Source organism: Streptosporangium saharense (assembly GCF_014203715.1).
Classification (GTDB): domain Bacteria; phylum Actinomycetota; class Actinomycetes; order Streptosporangiales; family Streptosporangiaceae; genus Streptosporangium; species Streptosporangium saharense.
In genome coordinates this window covers 51,886-67,235 of the sequence record NZ_JACHJP010000005.1, presented here as the reverse complement: position 1 = coordinate 67,235, position 15,350 = coordinate 51,886, and the positions used below count along the sequence as shown (strand labels likewise).

12 protein-coding genes are annotated in these 15,350 nt (G+C 69.2%); 4 read left to right on the top strand and 8 right to left on the bottom strand.

Going from position 1 to position 15,350, the window contains the following annotated elements:
• Nucleotides 1–2 precede the first annotated feature (2 nt).
• Entirely contained in the window at nucleotides 3–710 is a 708-nt protein-coding gene (locus FHS44_RS23300; RefSeq protein WP_312863780.1) for a response regulator transcription factor, read from the bottom strand.
• A gap of 34 nt (nucleotides 711–744) precedes the next feature.
• A complete protein-coding gene (gene lhgD, locus FHS44_RS23295) occupies nucleotides 745–1,935 on the bottom strand; it encodes an L-2-hydroxyglutarate dehydrogenase (protein WP_184718095.1) in 1,191 nt (396 codons plus the stop codon).
• A gap of 629 nt (nucleotides 1,936–2,564) precedes the next feature.
• Between lhgD and FHS44_RS23290 the strand changes: the two genes are divergently transcribed.
• Nucleotides 2,565–3,788 (top strand): hypothetical protein, encoded by a 1,224-nt coding sequence (locus FHS44_RS23290; RefSeq protein ID WP_184718093.1) that lies wholly within the window; start codon nucleotides 2,565–2,567, stop codon nucleotides 3,786–3,788.
• A gap of 17 nt (nucleotides 3,789–3,805) precedes the next feature.
• Here FHS44_RS23290 and FHS44_RS23285 read toward each other — a convergent pair whose 3' ends face one another.
• Both FHS44_RS23285 and FHS44_RS23280 read right to left on the bottom strand, forming a co-directional pair.
• Nucleotides 3,806–7,741: an SCO7613 C-terminal domain-containing membrane protein gene (locus FHS44_RS23285; RefSeq protein ID WP_184718092.1), complete on the bottom strand. Its 3,936-nt coding sequence runs from the start codon at nucleotides 7,739–7,741 to the stop codon at nucleotides 3,806–3,808.
• A gap of 67 nt (nucleotides 7,742–7,808) precedes the next feature.
• Nucleotides 7,809–8,837: a YjiK family protein gene (locus FHS44_RS23280; protein WP_184718090.1), complete on the bottom strand. Its 1,029-nt coding sequence runs from the start codon at nucleotides 8,835–8,837 to the stop codon at nucleotides 7,809–7,811.
• A gap of 126 nt (nucleotides 8,838–8,963) precedes the next feature.
• Between FHS44_RS23280 and FHS44_RS23275 the strand changes: the two genes are divergently transcribed.
• Nucleotides 8,964–9,932: an aldo/keto reductase gene (locus tag FHS44_RS23275; protein ID WP_184718088.1), complete on the top strand. Its 969-nt coding sequence runs from the start codon at nucleotides 8,964–8,966 to the stop codon at nucleotides 9,930–9,932.
• A gap of 59 nt (nucleotides 9,933–9,991) precedes the next feature.
• Here FHS44_RS23275 and FHS44_RS23270 read toward each other — a convergent pair whose 3' ends face one another.
• Nucleotides 9,992–11,290 (bottom strand): tetratricopeptide repeat protein, encoded by a 1,299-nt coding sequence (locus FHS44_RS23270; protein WP_184718086.1) that lies wholly within the window; start codon nucleotides 11,288–11,290, stop codon nucleotides 9,992–9,994.
• Between the two features lie 112 nt (nucleotides 11,291–11,402).
• Between FHS44_RS23270 and FHS44_RS23265 the strand changes: the two genes are divergently transcribed.
• Together FHS44_RS23265 and FHS44_RS41870 are read left to right on the top strand one after the other, a co-directional pair.
• Complete coding sequence (locus FHS44_RS23265) at nucleotides 11,403–11,900, top strand: hypothetical protein (protein ID WP_184718084.1); 498 nt, start codon at nucleotides 11,403–11,405, stop codon at nucleotides 11,898–11,900.
• Between the two features lie 260 nt (nucleotides 11,901–12,160).
• Nucleotides 12,161–12,286, top strand: a complete 126-nt coding sequence (locus FHS44_RS41870) for a hypothetical protein (protein ID WP_281401562.1) — start codon at nucleotides 12,161–12,163, stop codon at nucleotides 12,284–12,286.
• Between the two features lie 109 nt (nucleotides 12,287–12,395).
• Here the strand turns inward: FHS44_RS41870 and thpR are convergent, their stop codons facing one another.
• The 3 genes from thpR to FHS44_RS23250 form a co-directional block, all read right to left on the bottom strand.
• Nucleotides 12,396–12,968 carry an RNA 2',3'-cyclic phosphodiesterase gene (gene thpR / locus FHS44_RS23260; RefSeq protein ID WP_184718082.1) on the bottom strand — a complete coding sequence of 191 codons (573 nt, stop codon included), beginning with the start codon at nucleotides 12,966–12,968 and terminating at the stop codon, nucleotides 12,396–12,398.
• A complete protein-coding gene (locus FHS44_RS23255) occupies nucleotides 12,925–14,298 on the bottom strand; it encodes an MFS transporter (RefSeq protein ID WP_312863779.1) in 1,374 nt (457 codons plus the stop codon). Before FHS44_RS23255 ends, thpR begins: the two co-directional genes overlap by 44 nt.
• A gap of 206 nt (nucleotides 14,299–14,504) precedes the next feature.
• Nucleotides 14,505–14,966: a MarR family winged helix-turn-helix transcriptional regulator gene (locus FHS44_RS23250; protein ID WP_184718080.1), complete on the bottom strand. Its 462-nt coding sequence runs from the start codon at nucleotides 14,964–14,966 to the stop codon at nucleotides 14,505–14,507.
• Nucleotides 14,967–15,350: the final 384 nt, after the last annotated feature.

Here is a 15,350-nt window from a genome sequence, read left to right as displayed (position 1 = left end):
CATCAGTGTCCCGGTGGCAGACGAAGCACGTAGCCGACCCCGCGCAGGGTGTGGATCAACCGGGGATCGACGTTGTCGATCTTCCTGCGGAGCACCGAGACGTAGGACTCGACGATGCCCACGTCCCCCCGGAAGTCGTAGTCCCACACGTGGTCCAGGATCTGCGCCTTCGACAGCACCCGTCCCGCGTTGACCATGAAGTAGCGCAGCAGCTTGAACTCCGTGGGCGACAGCGAGACCGGCTTGCCCCCGCGCCACACCTCGTGGCTCTCCTCGTCGAGCTCGATGTCGGCGAAGGTGAGCCTGGGCGGCCTGGCGAACAGATCTCCCGCTCCGGTACGGCGCAGCACCGCCCTGATGCGTGCCACGACCTCCTCAAGGCTGAACGGCTTGGTCACGTAGTCGTCCCCACCGGCCGTCAGCCCACGGATCTTGTCCTCCGTGGCGTCGCGGGCGGTCAGGAAGAGCACGGGCGTGTCGGTACCGCCGCCGCGCAACCGCCGTACGACGTCGAAGCCGTCCATGTCGGGAAGCATGACGTCGAGCACGATGAGGTCGGGACGATACCGCTGAACCGCGGCGACGGCCTCGGTTCCGCTTCCCGCCGTGTTAACCCCGAATCCGGCGAACCGCAGGCTCGCGGCCAGCAGTTCGAGGATGTTGGGCTCGTCCTCGACGATCAAGAGGCGAGCCTCAGGGGAATCGGTCACGGGTTTATCTTCACTCGCCCACATGAAAAAGGAGTTAATTGGTCAATACTGAGGTTAACCCCACGATGTGCCTGGCGATCGCCAGGCTGGAGGTCGCCGCCGGTGACGGGGCGTTTCGCACCAGCACCACCCGGCCCTGCACGTCGATCGCGAAGTCGTCCAGCATGCTCCCGTCGCCCGCGACGGCCTGGGCCCTTACGCCACCGGTCGTCCTGACGAGATCGGCGCCGGTCAGCTCGGGGACGTAGCGGCGGGCCGCCGCCAGGAAGGAGCCCTTGAACATCGAGCCGACCACCTCCCTGACCCCGGTGCGCCAGTGCCGGGCGGCCAGCTTCCTGGTGCCCTTCCAGGTCAGGGTCCTGCGCAGGTCGGCCAGATCGACGTCACGCCACGAGTAGCCCTCAAGCGCAAGCGCCATGACCGCGTTGGGGCCGACGAGCACCTCGCCGTCGATCCTGCGGGTCAGGTGCACGCCCAGGAAGGGGTAGCGCGGGTCGGGAACCGGATAGATCAGGCCCCTGACCAGGTCCTTCGAGGCCCCGGCCAGCGCGTAGTACTCGCCGCGGAAGGGCACGATCCGCACGTCCGCCGTCGACTTCGCCATCCTGGCGACGGTGTCGGTGCCGAGCCCGGCGCAGACGACCAGGCGGTCGAAGGCGAGCCTGCGGCTTCCCGCGATCACCTCCACGCCGTTGGCGGTCTCCCGCAGCGCGCGCACCGGATGGGACAGCAGCACCGAGCCGCCCGACTCCTCGACGTCCCTGGCCAGGCGGCGGGCGACCGCGGGGAAGTCGGCGATGGCGGTGTGCGGGGAGTGCACCGCGGCCACCCCGACGGCGTGCGGCTCGACTTCACGCAGCCCGAGCGCGTCCAGCTCGACGATCCCGGGAACCCCGTTCGCGCGGGCCCGTTCGGCGATGCCGTGCAGCCCGGAACGTTCCGCGGGGGTCGAGGCGATCACGAGCTTGCCGACCTCGTCGTAGGCGATGGCGTGCTCGGCGCAGTACTCCCTCAGCAGCGCCATCCCGTCCCGGCAGAGCTTGGCCTTGAGCGAGCCCGGCTTGTAGTAGATGCCCGCGTGCACCACTCCGCTGTTGTGGCCGGTCTGGTGCGCCCCGACGCGGTCCTCCTTGTCGAGGACGGTCACCGTGGCCCCATGCGTCAGCGCCAGCTCCCTGGCGACGGCCAGGCCCACGATCCCCGCACCGACGACCCCGACCTTCACGTCCCTACCTCCCTGATCGCCACCGGACCTGATCGCCCATGTCCGAAAGCTAACGCCATATCTCTCCGAAGGAGAAGGACTTACGGCGCCTTATTAGGCCATGTTGGGGATCGTAACCATATGCCCCCGACTCTCCACCCGGGGTACCGGAACCCGCGCGTTTCTCGACGGACGGCCACGACGATCGCTGTAGCATTTCCCCCGCTCAACGCCTGATCCCCCCGGCCAGGCGTCCTTCGATCGGGGGGAAACAGATGGAAAGACCACATTCCCGGGCGTTCCTGAGTATCGCCCTCCTCTGCACAACCTGCGTAACCACCACCGCTTATCCGACCTCCGCTTCGGCCCTGGTTCCCGCCCTGCCCTTGGCCCCGGTTTCCGCTCTGGCCCCAGTCTCGGTTCCGGCTTCTTCGGTCCTGGCTCCGGCCTCTTCGGTCCTGGCTCCGGTTCCGGCTTTGGCTCTGGCCTCGGTTTCAGCCCCGGCTTCGGCCTCTTCGGTCCCGGCCTCGGCTCCAGCTTCGGCTCCGGTCTCGGCTCTGGCCCCTGTTCCGGCCTCGGCGTGCAGGTTGGTCAACGGGGGGTTCGAGGAGCCCGGTGGTCTACACGGTCAGAGCAACCTGCGTTCCGGGGTGCCCGGGTGGAAGACCTCGGCGGGGGACGGGCTTGTCGAGGTCTGGGGGCCCGATGCTCCTGCCGTACGGCCCGACACCGGAAGGCAGTTCGCCGAGGTCAACGGTACGGCGCCTGCCACGCTCTCCCAGGACGTCAGGACCGTGCCGGGCTCGACGCTGACCTGGCACCTGGCGCACCGGGGACGCACCGAGGGGAACACGAAGGACGTCCTGCAGGTCAGGATCGGCGGGGTCACCCAGGTTCCCAAGGGCCAGAGCACCCCGGACATCGCCGACGGCGGCGCGAAATGGGGCCACTACACGGGCAGATATCTGGTCCCACCGGGTCAGACCGTCACCCGGCTTGAGTTCGTCTCCATCTCCTCCGGCAGCGGCCTGCCCAACCAGGGCAACCTCCTCGACTCGGTGGAGATCTCGTGCGAGCCCCCGTGCGTGCGGAACCTGCCGCCGACCTCGCCCTATCTCCTGCTGACCGGCCCCGCGGACGGCGAACTCACCGGCTCCCTCACCTCGTCCGACCCGGAGGGCGGCGAGATCACCTACCTCCTGAACGACACCGCGAGCCCCCAGGCCACGGTCACCTCCGAGGGCCGGGTGACACTCAGATCGACGGCACCGGGAATCCACGAGGTGCCGGTCAGAGCCTGCGACCGCGACGGCTCATGCGCCGAAGGCAGAATCATCGCGGTGATCTCCGCCCCCACGCTCCCCGCTTCCACAACCGCCGTCCCCCCTGCTCCCCCTACTTCCATCGCAGCACCTCCGGCCCCCGCCGTCGTTCCTCCGACCGCTTCCAGCCCCTCCACCGCCGTTCCCCCTTCAACCAGCTCCGCCCCCGCCAAAATCACCGATTCCAACGCCGCCACCTCCATCGCCCCGGCCAAAACCGCCACTTCAACCGGCTCCGCCCCGGCTATCCCCGCCAAAACAGCCGACTCCACCCCCGCCGCCTCCGGTGCTTCGGCCAAACCCGCTAGCTCCACCGTCTCCGTCGCCCCGGTCAAAACCACCGCTTCAACCAGCTCCGTCGCGGCTGCCCCCGCCAAAACAGCCGCCGCTCCCTCTTCCAGCGCAGCCACTCCGGCTTCCGACGTAGCCCCTCCGGCCGCCTCCAGCCTCTCCGTCGCCGTCTCTCCCGCGAGAACCGCCGCCACTACTTCCACAGCCACCGTTCCCCCCGTTTCCGACGTCCCCGCCGCTCCGGTCGATCCCGTACGGTGACCAGGTGGTCGGCCGGGTCAGTGCATCCGGCCGACCATCGCTCGCAGTCTGCGCACGTCCCGCAGCCGGGCCTCGTAGGTCGCGCCGACCACCACGAGCAGCAGGCCGCCGAGCGCCATCGGCACCCAGCGCGGCACCGTCATCACGGCCTGCGCGATCCACGGCGCGAGTTCGTGCAGGACGACGACGGCCAGGACGAGGCCGCCCAGTAGCGCGGGGGCCTGCAGCCGTGCCCGTGCCCCGGCCAGCAGTACGGCCAGGCACACCAGGCCGAGCAGCAGCGGCCTGACCCACCCGGACCCGTTGAGCACCGCGACCGCGCTGGGCAGCAGGCTCGAACCGAGGGCCGGGCCGTACGAGAGCCATGAGGAACGCGCCTGCCCGCGTGCCCTCCACCAGCCGAACCCGAGCAGGACCAGCGAGAACGGCACCGTGTAGGCCTCGATCACCGTGATGTCCGAGGCCAGCAGCCGCAGCCAGGAGGCCACGAGCAACAGCCCCGTCCCCACGTATCCCGCCCGGCGCCGGTCGGGCCGCAGCGCCGTACCGGCCATCATCACGCCGACGACGGCGCAGGCCAGCGAGGCATTTGCGAGGCCGTCGGCGGCGAGCGCCAGGCCGACCAGGGCCAGAGCGTACCCGGCCACCTCGGTTCCGGCCGCGAACGTCTCCCTCCTGAAACGGCCCGCGACGGCCGCCGCGACGCAGGCGACGGCGAGCACGCCGAAGGCCGCCGTACGCGCGGGCCAGTCGAGCGCCAGACCAACGGCCAGCGCCTGCATCCCGGCGAGCAGCGTCGCCACGCAGGCACCCCCGGCCCGCACCCGCCGCTCCCGCCCGAGGAACGCGGTCACCGCCGCGGCCAGCGCCACGACCGGCAGCGTGACCAGCGTGGCGGTCTGCGTGACGAGCGACCAGGAGACCGCCAGCGACGCCGCCCACAGCCCGGTCGCCGCCCCAAATGTCCATTCCGTACGGCTCCGCGCCGCCGCCCACGCCGCAGGGACAAGCCCCGCGACGAGCAACCCGATCTCCACCGGGTACGGCAGGCCGACCGAGAGCGGCAACGTCGCCAGGAGCACCGGCGAGGCCACCAGGGCAGCCCTGAGCCCGGCCCCACGCCCCGCCACCTGCCAGGAGACCGTAACCGCCGTCACCGCCAACAGGGCCGCGACCACGACGAGAATCGGCAGGTGAACCGGCAGAACCCGCTGCCCCGTCCACGGGAAGAACAGCGGCCGGTAGAAGCCGACGATCCCGGCGAGGGGACTGGCGATCGGCGGCACCGCGCACATACCGAGCAACGCCCCCAGCCCCAGCCCGGCCCCCCACCGAGGATCCCGCCGCCTCCCGGGCCACCCACCGTTCCCGCCTTCCTGAGCGGTCTCCTCCCGCGTAACGCCCTCCCGAGCGGTGTCCCCCCGAACGTCCTCCCGACCGAAACCCTCCTGAACGTTCCCTCCACCGGCGCCCTCCTGAACGGGGTTCTCCCGAACGGAGTTCTCTCGACCGGAGTTCTCCCAGACGGCTTCCTCCCGGGCGGTGTCCTCCCGGGCGGTGTCCTTCTGAGGGGTGTCCCTCCGGGAGGAAGCCCCCTGATCAGTGGCCTCCTGACCGGTTGCCTTCCGAGCCGTGCCCTCCTTGACGCCTTCCTCCTGATAGATGTCCCTCCGGAAGGAAACCTCCTGAAGGGTCTCCCTCTGGGAGAAAACCTCCTGACCGGTAGCCTCCCGATCAGTCGCCTTCTGATCGACGGCATCCCGGACGTCGGCTTCCGGGGTGACGGCCTCCCCGCTGGCCCTGCCGTACGTCACACAGAGACCCACCGCGAGCACCGAACCGGCCGCCAGGGCCAGTGCGAGGCCGGTGGTCACCGGCTGCCAGCCCGTTCCTGCCGCGACCGCCCAGATCAGGCCGGTCGCCGAGAGCACGGCCATGACCAGCGCCGCCGCCCGCACCTTCGGCACCCGGCCCGCGACCGTGGCCGCCGTCCACGCCACCAGCGCCACGGCCAGCGCGCCGTACGTCTCGGCCCGCGTGGCGAACGCGGTGACGACTCCCACCAGCGTCACCGGTACGGCGACCACCGTGAGGGTCCACGCCCGCCACGCCTCGCCCGTCAGGGTCAGCCAGGCCACGAGTGCCACGGCCAGGGCCAGCGGAACGACGAGGGCGGCCATGTGACCGAGCGCGAAGGCACCGGGAACCGCGAGCACCGCCGCCACCCCCATCACCAGGGCGGAAACCCCCACCAACCGCCAGACATCCACCCCCAAAGCCGCCCCGCCAACCCCCGAGGCGCCCACCGGTACATCCGTCGGCTCATCCCCGGCTGAAGCCGCTCCACCAACCCCCGAGGCACCCACCGCCCCGCCAACCTCCGAAGCGCCCAGGCCCGAAGCGCCCACCGGGGCATCCACCGGCTCGTCCACATCCAAAGCCGCGGAAGGCGCCTCGTCCACGCCCGAAGCCGTCCGGTCCGCGCCCGAAGCGCCCACCGGCACGCCCATCGAGCCCCCCGCACCCGAGCCACCACCCCCGTCCCCCACCACAGGCCGCCGCAGGGCCGCCACCGTCAGGGCGGCGGCCAGCAGGGCGGGTACCAGCGCGGCGGAGGCGAACGGCCAGGCCTGCCCGTCGTCGAGGTCGGCGGGCCACGCCCACACCCGTTCCAGCAGCATGAACGGCGTGAGCACCTCGGAGGCGATCCAGGGGACGACCGGCAGGGCGGTGAGCCCGGCGACCGCCCCCGCGGAGAGGGCGCCGGGGCGACGGACCCGTGCGTTCAGGCCCGGCAGATACAGCGCGACCGCGACGGCCACCAGTGCGCCCACGGTGTACGGCACGCCCCGCCAGTCGGAGGGGAGCCACCGCCAGACCGGCGCGGCCAGGCCCATGGCCAGCGCGAACATCGAACCGAAGGCGAGGAACCCGAGCGCGACCCGCCCGGCCCGTCCGGCGACGGCGAGCCCGAGCGCGGCGAGGGCGACGAGCAGCACGCCCCTGGCCAGGGCGGTCACCGGTCCCCCGCCGGTGAGCTCGACCACCGAGTCCAGGAGTCCGTAGAGCACGCCCAGCGTCCACGTCACCCCAAAGCAGACCTTGGCCGTCGTCCTCCCGGCCTGGGCTCCGAGCAACAGCAGGAGGACGGCGTCGAGCACGGCGTTCGCCGTCAGGGAGGCGGTGAACCACGGCGCGGTCGTGTCGAACGCCAGCAACGGCAGCGGGATCTGGGCGAACACGACGGCCACCGGAAGCGGCAGCCGCAATGGCAGCAGCCGGGAGTATCCCGCCATGGCCAGCGCGACCAGCCCGACCAACGCGGCGGCGTAGTGGCTCGTCTCGGGGCCGTCCGCGCCGAACAGCCCCGCCTGCCGGGCCGCGTAGCCGTCCAGCAGGAGCAGCGCCACGCCGAACATCGCGATCGTCTCTGCGGTCGCGTCCAGCCTCCTGCCCAGGAGAAGCTTCGGCGCGACGAGGGTGAGGGCGGTGACCCCGGCCAGGATGGCGGCACGCCCGCCGATCCCGATGTGTCCCCAGCTGACCACGGTGAACACCACGGCCGCGACGATCAGCAGCAGCCCGCCGAGCGTCAGCAGCAGGTTCTGCACCGCCTTGGGCGAGAAGTCCCTCCGAGGCGCCTCCCCGGGTCCCACAAACCCCTTGGCGGATCCCACACCAGGGACCCCGGACCCACCAGCTCCCACAGCGGGACCCGCAGGCCCCACAGCCGCAGGACGAGCGCCCTCCGCCCGCAACACGCCGAGCAGGTGGTTCCGGCGAGCCAGCAGGTCCGTCTGCCTGGCCCGCAGCCCGGCCAGTTCCACGTCGAGCCGCCACAGTTCGGCCGCCGTCGGCCCCTTCAGCGGCAGCGCGCAGCGCGGGCAGCGCTCGGAGGTTCCCGTGACGGGCAGGCCGCACCCGGGACAGCCGGGCCTTGTCTGGTCGTGCATGTCATGAAGAATGCCGAGTTCAGGTTGCGATCCGCTTGCGGTGCCGTACTCAATCTCGTTTAGGTATTTATCGGACGCGGCGCGCGATGAAGGTGATCAGGCCGGTCGCACCGGCCGCGACCGCCAGCCAGAGGGCCACGGCCGTGCCCGGTACCCCCGCCTCGCGGTCATCGGCCTCCCGCGCGTCGGCGACGAGCTTGGTCGAGTCACCCTTGCTCCCGGCGGCCTTCCCGGTCGGCGTCGGGGCCGGGGAGGGCGCCGTCTCCTGCAGGACGCGCTCGGGCAGCGACACCCGGTAGACCGGGCTGTTCCTGCCCTCGCTGCCGGTCAGCACGGCCTTGCCGTCCAGGGTGTAGGTGATCGACTCGGCCTGTTCGAGTTGCGGCATCGACAGCCGGGCGAGCTGGTCCCCGGACGGGCGGTAGACGGTCGCCGAGAAGTAGGTGCGGATCACGTAGCTCGACCCGTCTGGGGCGTAGGCGGCGTCGGTCGCCATGATCGGGGCGGAGCCGACCTTGCGCAGCACGTTGGTCCTGTCGGTGCGCAGCCGCCTCGGCGCCTCGTAGACCGCCCCGACGAACGCCTTGCTCACCACGTAGAGGCGGCCGGTGCGCGGATTGACCATGATCCCCTCCGCGTTGTGGCCGCCGTCCTCGTACTTGAACCGGTAGCGCGTCGCCGGGATCACCGCGTCGCGCATCGTCGTCGGCTCGGGAACCCGGTAGATCGAGACGTCGGGCCACGCCCCGTCGAAGTTGTCGCCGATGTCGGCGAACCAGAGCACTCCCCGGCCCGTCTTCGGGTCCTTGGTCGCGGCCATCGCCTCCCAGTCGCGGGCGACGGCGCCCTGGAGGGTGAACTTCGCCCTCGTGCGCCCGTCAGGGCCGACCGCGAAGAAGATCGGGCCGTCCGAGCTGTCGTTGTGGGTGTAGTAGACGTCCCGGTGTGTCGGCGACACGGCCAGCCCACTCGACTCGGTAATCCGGCTGTCCCTGAAGGTGAACAGCCGTTGCCCCTCCTCGCCCGTGTCCGCCGCCGCGAGCCCCGGCGCCAGTGTCGTTCCGGCCAGTACGGCTGCCGCCAACACGCGAATCACGACATACCCCGGTCTGCTCCCCATCCCGCCATCATGCCCTGTGCGACAGCGGATCGGCGGGAACCACAGCGCTTCCCGAGGCCGGGGTCTCGCCTGGAGCGCACTCCAGGTGCCTAGTGTGGACATATGGAATACACGCAGCTTGGCCGTACCGGCCTGAAGGTCAGCCGCCTCTGCCTGGGCACCATGAACTTCGGTCCTCTGACCACGGAGGAGGACTCCTTCGCGATCATGGACCACGCCCACGAGCTGGGTGTCAACTTCTTCGACACAGCCAACGTCTACGGCTGGAAGCAGGGCGAGGGCATCACCGAGCAGATCATCGGCCGGTGGTTCGCCCAGGGAGGTGGCCGTCGTGAGAAGACGGTCATCGCCACCAAGCTCTACGGCTCGATGGGTGACTGGCCCAACGAGAACCTGCTGTCCGCGCTGAACATCCGCCGCGCGGCCGAGGCGTCGCTGAAGCGTCTCCAGACCGACTACATCGACATCTACCAGGCCCACCACATCGACAGGAACACTCCCTTCGACGAGTTCTGGGAGGCAATGGACGTCCTGAAGCAGCAGGGCAAGATCCTGTACGTCGGGTCGTCCAACTTCGCGGGCTGGCACATCGCCAAGGCCCAGGAGGCCGCCGCCCGCCGCAACACGCTCGGCCTGGTCTCCGAGCAGTCGCACTACAACCTGATCGTCCGGGCCCCCGAGCTTGAGGTCATCCCGGCCTGCGAGGACTACGGCCTGGGCCTGATCCCGTGGAGCCCGCTGGCAGGCGGCCTGCTCGGCGGCATCCTCAAGAAGATCGACAAGGGTCGCTCCGCCTCGGAGCGGATCGTCGAGGAGCTGGACAAGCACCGCTCCAAGATCGAGCGCTACGAGGCGTTCTGCGAGGAGCTCGGCGAGGACCCGGCCAACGTCGGCCTCGCCTGGCTGCTCCACCAGAAGGCCGTCACCGCCCCGATCATCGGCCCGCGCACCCGTGAGCAACTCGACGGCACCACCAGGGCCCTGGAGATCAACCTCGACGACAAGGCACTCGCCTCCCTCGAAGAAATCTTCCCCGGCCACAAAACGGCCCCGGAGGACTACGCCTGGTAGACCCCACCCCGGCGAGGGGGCTTCGGCCCCTTCCCGGGCGGTCAGGCACACACGGCTGATCACCCTTCCAGGGCGGCGATCCGCTCGCTCCAGGCCTTCACCTGGTCCTGCCCACCATGACGGGCAGCGACCGAGGCCGCGAGGCCGGCGACGTCTCGGCACAGGTTCTTCGTGTGCTCCAGCGTCCAGGAGGAGCCGTCCAGGCGCCATATGTTTCCGCACTCCGGTGGACACGCCCTTACCGAGTCCCAACTGTTCGCCGCCAGGGAAAGCGCGGCCTGATGCCGTCCGAGCGAAACCAGGCAGCACATCTGGTTGTAGATGTTGAGGGGATCGCAGAAATATCCCAGATTCTGCGCCCGGATGAGCAGCTTCAGTGCCCTGTGCGGATCTACCGGGATGAGACAGAATCCCCAGTTGTTGTGCAGTTCGGCATTGTCGGGAGCCCCCCGAACGCCGAACTCGAACAGCGCCGCCGCCTCCTGCGCCCGCCCCTGCTGCAGCAGGGTCACGGCGTGCCTCGTCATCTCCCCCGTGAGGCTCCCCATCACCAGGGCGGCCGCCTCCTTGTTGTGCGGCGGCAACGTCTTCAGGAGCAGCGCCTTGCGAGACTCACGATCCTCCCTGGAAGAGACGCGATCCGCGATCTCGAGTGCCAGAGTCCCAGGGTCGATTCGTCGGTCGTCCATCAGTTCAGGAGAGCACGGCGGTCCTTCGAGGCCCTTCAGCCACCGATGCGTCAGGTGAAGCGACTCCGTCTTCCACTCTCGGTAGAACGTCATGGAGAAGTAGTCGATCATCCACCGATAGGGGGTGTGGAGCTCGAAGAACTGGCTCATCTCATCATCCGAGATCTCCCGTATGGTTTTTGGCGCCCTCAGTTCGACCATGTCCCTCAGCGAAGCGGTTGAGATCCAGGAGATGACCTGAGGGAACAGCGGAACGATCACGCGTCCGAAGGCGTCGACCACCTCACCCAGGCTCTTGGTCTCGACGGCCAGGATGCGGTTCGGCAACCTCAGAACCTCCGCCCAGGACTCGTGGTCGAAATCTTCGAATCCCTCAAGCATCTCCGGGGCCAGGCGTGTCGCGGCGATACTTGCGATCAGGGCACCGGCCACCTCCTCATACAGCCCATGGCGGACCAGGGCGACGGCGTCCAGACCTCGTCGGGTGAGTTCCCGCGCGGCTCCATCGAAGATCTCGGCCATCTCCGTGGTCGCCGTACCCCTGAACCAGCCGTCCTTCAGTGTCTCGCGCAAGGCCACGACAAGGCTGACCGTCCGCCATCCACCCATCTCCTTCGACCGGTCGGAGAGATAGATCTCCTGAGCGTCGAAAGGCCATCGGTCGGGCATTCGGAACTCCCCATGCTTTACCTCGCGCCATCACTTCCGCGTGCCATCCTAGTAGGATCATGGGTATTATCATGGGTATGAAAGTAGGTACGCAGAGGGCAGGTGGATCACGATGAGCGAGATCATCTACCAGGCGACCGATCTAACCGGCAGCAGACGAGTGGAGTTCCTCAACGAGGCACGACGCGATCGTGCCCGTCTACGGGCCACGGACGGCACAAGTCTGGTGATGCTGCCAGAGCGCACGCTGGCCACTCTCGAAACCATCGCCAAATGGGGCGGAGCCTATATCAAGCTCAGCACTCTTCTCCGGAGAAAGACAGGCGTTCCCAACACCTCCGAGCTCGGCGAGCTGGCATGGCTACGGCCGTTCGACCGGGAGGACATGGAAGAGTTCCTGACCGAGCTACAGGACACCATCATCGCGGCCGAGGCCGACGGGGACACAGCGATCCTGGACGAGTGCGTTCGCGCGTGGAAAGCAACGGCGCGTCAGCTTTCGGACCCCCTACGCCGATCCGTCCTTCTGAACACACACCATTCCGACGACTACGTTCCTGCCGAGAGCCCCGACGCCATGAACGGTCCAGAGGCCAGGACGGGTGAATGACAGGCAGCAGCGCCTACAGGCCGTACACACCCGCCAGACGGCCAGGCGGCAGTCCTGACGCGCAACCCGTGTACAGGGTTCTGGTTCACCGCAAGTTCCTCGGTCATTGGGAACAACTCGTGGCGAACGTGGGCCTCAAAGCCGCTCAGCAGTTCTGGGATCACGTGAGTCAGACTCCGGGTGAGCCCGATCCGATCGCTTCGACCTGTTTCCTGCGAGGAAAGGCCGGTAGGCCTCAGGGCGAGGGGTGGTCCAGGACCGTGCACTACGAGATAAGCGGCGCCGGTCGCATCGACTATCAGTACTCGGACACCTACAAGACATCACCCGACAGCGACGAGCACCGGGTGGTGGCGATCCTCACCATCAACTACGGAAGCCATTAGAGACCCTCGCAAAAGTCAGGTGAGGAGGGCGCCGAGCACCACGAGGAGCACGAGGAGTGCGAGCACCGTGGGAAGGAGCCAGCGACGGGGACGATCCACGTTCTGGAGCTTAGCTCCGCCCGCCGGGTGCCGGAGCCGCCAGGGCATACTCGGCGATCGACTCATAGCGCACCGACGCCCCCAGATGACTACGGATCAGATGTACGGCCCGCACCTCCCACGTGGTCCCCGCGAACCCGGAGAGCGCCTCGACCATGGCCGTGACGTCGGTCTCCTGCCGGGCCCTTGCCAGGGTCAGGTGGGGGCTGAACCGCTTTCCATCCACCTGTACGGCTCCCGCCCGCCGCGCCCCCGCCGCCAGCGACTCGGCCAGGCGGGCGAGGGGGAGGCGGGAGCCGTACAGGCCGGTCCACAGGACGCGGGCACGGCGGACCGAGGGGAAGGCACCGGCCCCGGCCAGGCCCAGTGTCAGCGGCGCGTAGCGGGCGGCGGCGCGGGCGAGCCGCGTCTCCAGCCTGGGCAGGACCTCGTCGGGGACCTCCCCGAGGAACGACAGCGTCACGTGCCAGTTCGCCGGGTCGGCCCAGCGCAGCCCGGGCCACGCCTCCCTGACGGGACGCAGCGCGCGGGTCAGCTCGTCACACGCCTGCCGGGACGGCAGTACGCCCACGAACAACCGCACGGGACCTCCTGCTGATCGCCTTGGTCAGCATTATCGCGGCGCCGACGCCGAGCATCGTGAGCACCCCGCCGACCGCGACGCCCATGCGGGGACCGCCCATTTCGGCGACCCAGCCGAGCACGGGGGCGCCGATCGGGGCTCCACCGGTGAACACCAGCACGTAGATGCCCATCACCCGGCCCCGCATCTCCGGGGAGGCCGCGAGTTGCACGCTGGTGTTCGCGGTCGTGTTGACCGAGATCAGCGCGACACCGGCGGGGATGAGCAGGAGCAGATAGAGCGGGTACCACGGGGCCAGTCCCGTGACGACCTGGAACAGGCCGAACGACAGCGCACCGCCGATCAGCAGCTTCCTGCTTGGCCGTACGCGCCGGGCCGCCATGAGGGCGCCGACGAGCGCGCCGACCGCGAACATGCTGGAGGCCAGCCCGAAGGAGGAGGCCCCGGCGCCGAAGACCTCGCGGGCCATCAGCGCTATGGACATCGAGAACGACTGCGCGCACAGCGAGACGAAACCGACGAGCAGCACGGGTAGCAGCAGGTCAGGACGTTCCATGACGTAGCGCAGCCCCTCACGGAGCTGTCCCTTCGCCCTGGCCACCGGTTCCGGCGTGGTCAGCTCCGAGGTCCGCATCAGCGCCAGCCCGCCGAGCACGGCGAGGAACGACAGCGCGTTGATCACGAAGATCGGGCCGGTGCCGCCGAGCGCGTAGATCAGCACACCCGCGAGGGCGGGGCCGACCACGCGGGCCAGGTTGAAGCTGGAGGCGTTCAGCGCGATGGCGTTCGGCAGGTCCTTGCGGCCGACCATCTCGACCACGAACGACTGCCTGGTGGGCACCTCGACGCACAATACGAGGCCGAGCGCGAAGGCCATCACGTAGACGTGCCAGACCTGCGCGTTCCCCGTCAGCGTCAGCGCGCCCAGCGTGAGCGCGAGCAGCCCCATGATGGACTGGGCGACGATCAGCACCGGCCGCTTCGGGTAGCGGTCGGCGAGCACTCCACCCCACAGCCCGAACAGCAGTTGCGGCAGGAACTGCAGCGCGGTCGTCACGCCAAGCGCGGTCGCGCTGCCCTTGGTGAGGTCGAGCACCAGCCAGTCCTGCGCGGTGCGCTGCATCCAGCCGCCGACGTTGGAGACCACACCGCCCATGGCGAAGAGCCGGTAGTTATAGACGCGCAGCGAACGGAACATCCCGCCCCGCGCCTCGGGAACCGCCTGCGCGGAGCCGGTCTCGACGGCCTGCACCTCGCTGGCCGCCGCCGCCCGAGCGATCCGCCTGCGCCTGGCTCGCGTGCCCAGCTTCCGCACGGGTACGGCGAACACCCTGGCGAGACGCCTCCCGCGCCCTGTCCCAGCGACCTTCCGAGCGATCTCGGGGGCCACCTCCGAGCTTTCCACGGGGCTTCGTTCGGGAGCTGTCTCCTCGGGGACCGCCCCCAAGCTCTTTTCGGGGCTTTCTGTGGGGCTTTGTTCGGGGGCTGCCTCGGCGTCCTGTCGAACGGCCGAGGCCCTGGGTTCGTCGGGGTCGGCTAGTTCCGGCTGAGCTTCTCCAGAATCGGAGCCGCCTGCCTGAGCACGGCTCTCTCCTCCGGTGACAGCTCCTTCAGCCGCTGCGTCAGCCACGCCTCCTTGCGGCGGCGTTCCTCCTTCAGCAGGGCCGATCCCCGCTCGGTCACGCTCACGCTCACCTGCCGCCGGTCGGACGGGTGCGGTGTGCGTGACACCAGTCCCCGCTCTTCCAGTACGGCGATCACGCGCGTCATCGAGGGCGGTTGCACCTTCTCGTGCTCGGCCAGTTCGCCGGGGGTTATCCCGGCATGCCGTTCCACCGCGACGAGCGTCGCGACCTGGGTGGGGGTCAACGAGTGTCCCCCTGCCTGCCTGCGAAGGCGTCTGTTCAAGCGTGCCAGGGACACGCGCAGTGCTGAGGCCAGACCGGCGTCGCTGCGCAGGCTCGCGACGTGGTCCTTCCTGGGAGGGTTCGTTAGCATAAGTCATTACCTTTGCTAACTATATACCCGCTCATGTGATTCCCTCCGCGCGAACTTTTCCCACCATGAGCCGCCCAGCCTGCCAGACCGCCCCGCCACCCACTCCACGCGGTCGCCCTGTGTGAACACTCGGTGACATCGAGTCAACAATGGGGAAGGGTGGCGAAGGTCACATCTGGCATGCCCAGGAAAAGAGCCCTCGCCGAAATCACGGTCTCCGCGCCCGTTCCCGCCCTCCAGGGGAAATCCGGGAAAGCCCGGAGAAGAGTAGGTCACGTGAGAACGGCACGACCCATCAAGCTCAACGCAACCATCGACGAGTTTCATCCGCCTTCCGGCGAACAGCGGCCACGCTGGCTGTCAGAGCGGACGAGAACCGGTGAG

Excerpts from the sequence above, each read along its gene's own strand:
- FHS44_RS23285 (WP_184718092.1), bottom strand. The coding sequence starts at position 7,741 with ATGCACGACCAGACAAGGCCCGGCTGTCCCGGGTGCGGCCTGCCCGTC.
- FHS44_RS23275 (WP_184718088.1), top strand. The coding sequence starts at position 8,964 with ATGGAATACACGCAGCTTGGCCGTACCGGCCTGAAGGTCAGCCGCCTC.
- FHS44_RS23270 (WP_184718086.1), bottom strand. The coding sequence starts at position 11,290 with ATGCCCGACCGATGGCCTTTCGACGCTCAGGAGATCTATCTCTCCGAC.
- FHS44_RS23265 (WP_184718084.1), top strand. The coding sequence starts at position 11,403 with ATGAGCGAGATCATCTACCAGGCGACCGATCTAACCGGCAGCAGACGA.
- FHS44_RS23250 (WP_184718080.1), bottom strand. The coding sequence starts at position 14,966 with ATGCTAACGAACCCTCCCAGGAAGGACCACGTCGCGAGCCTGCGCAGC.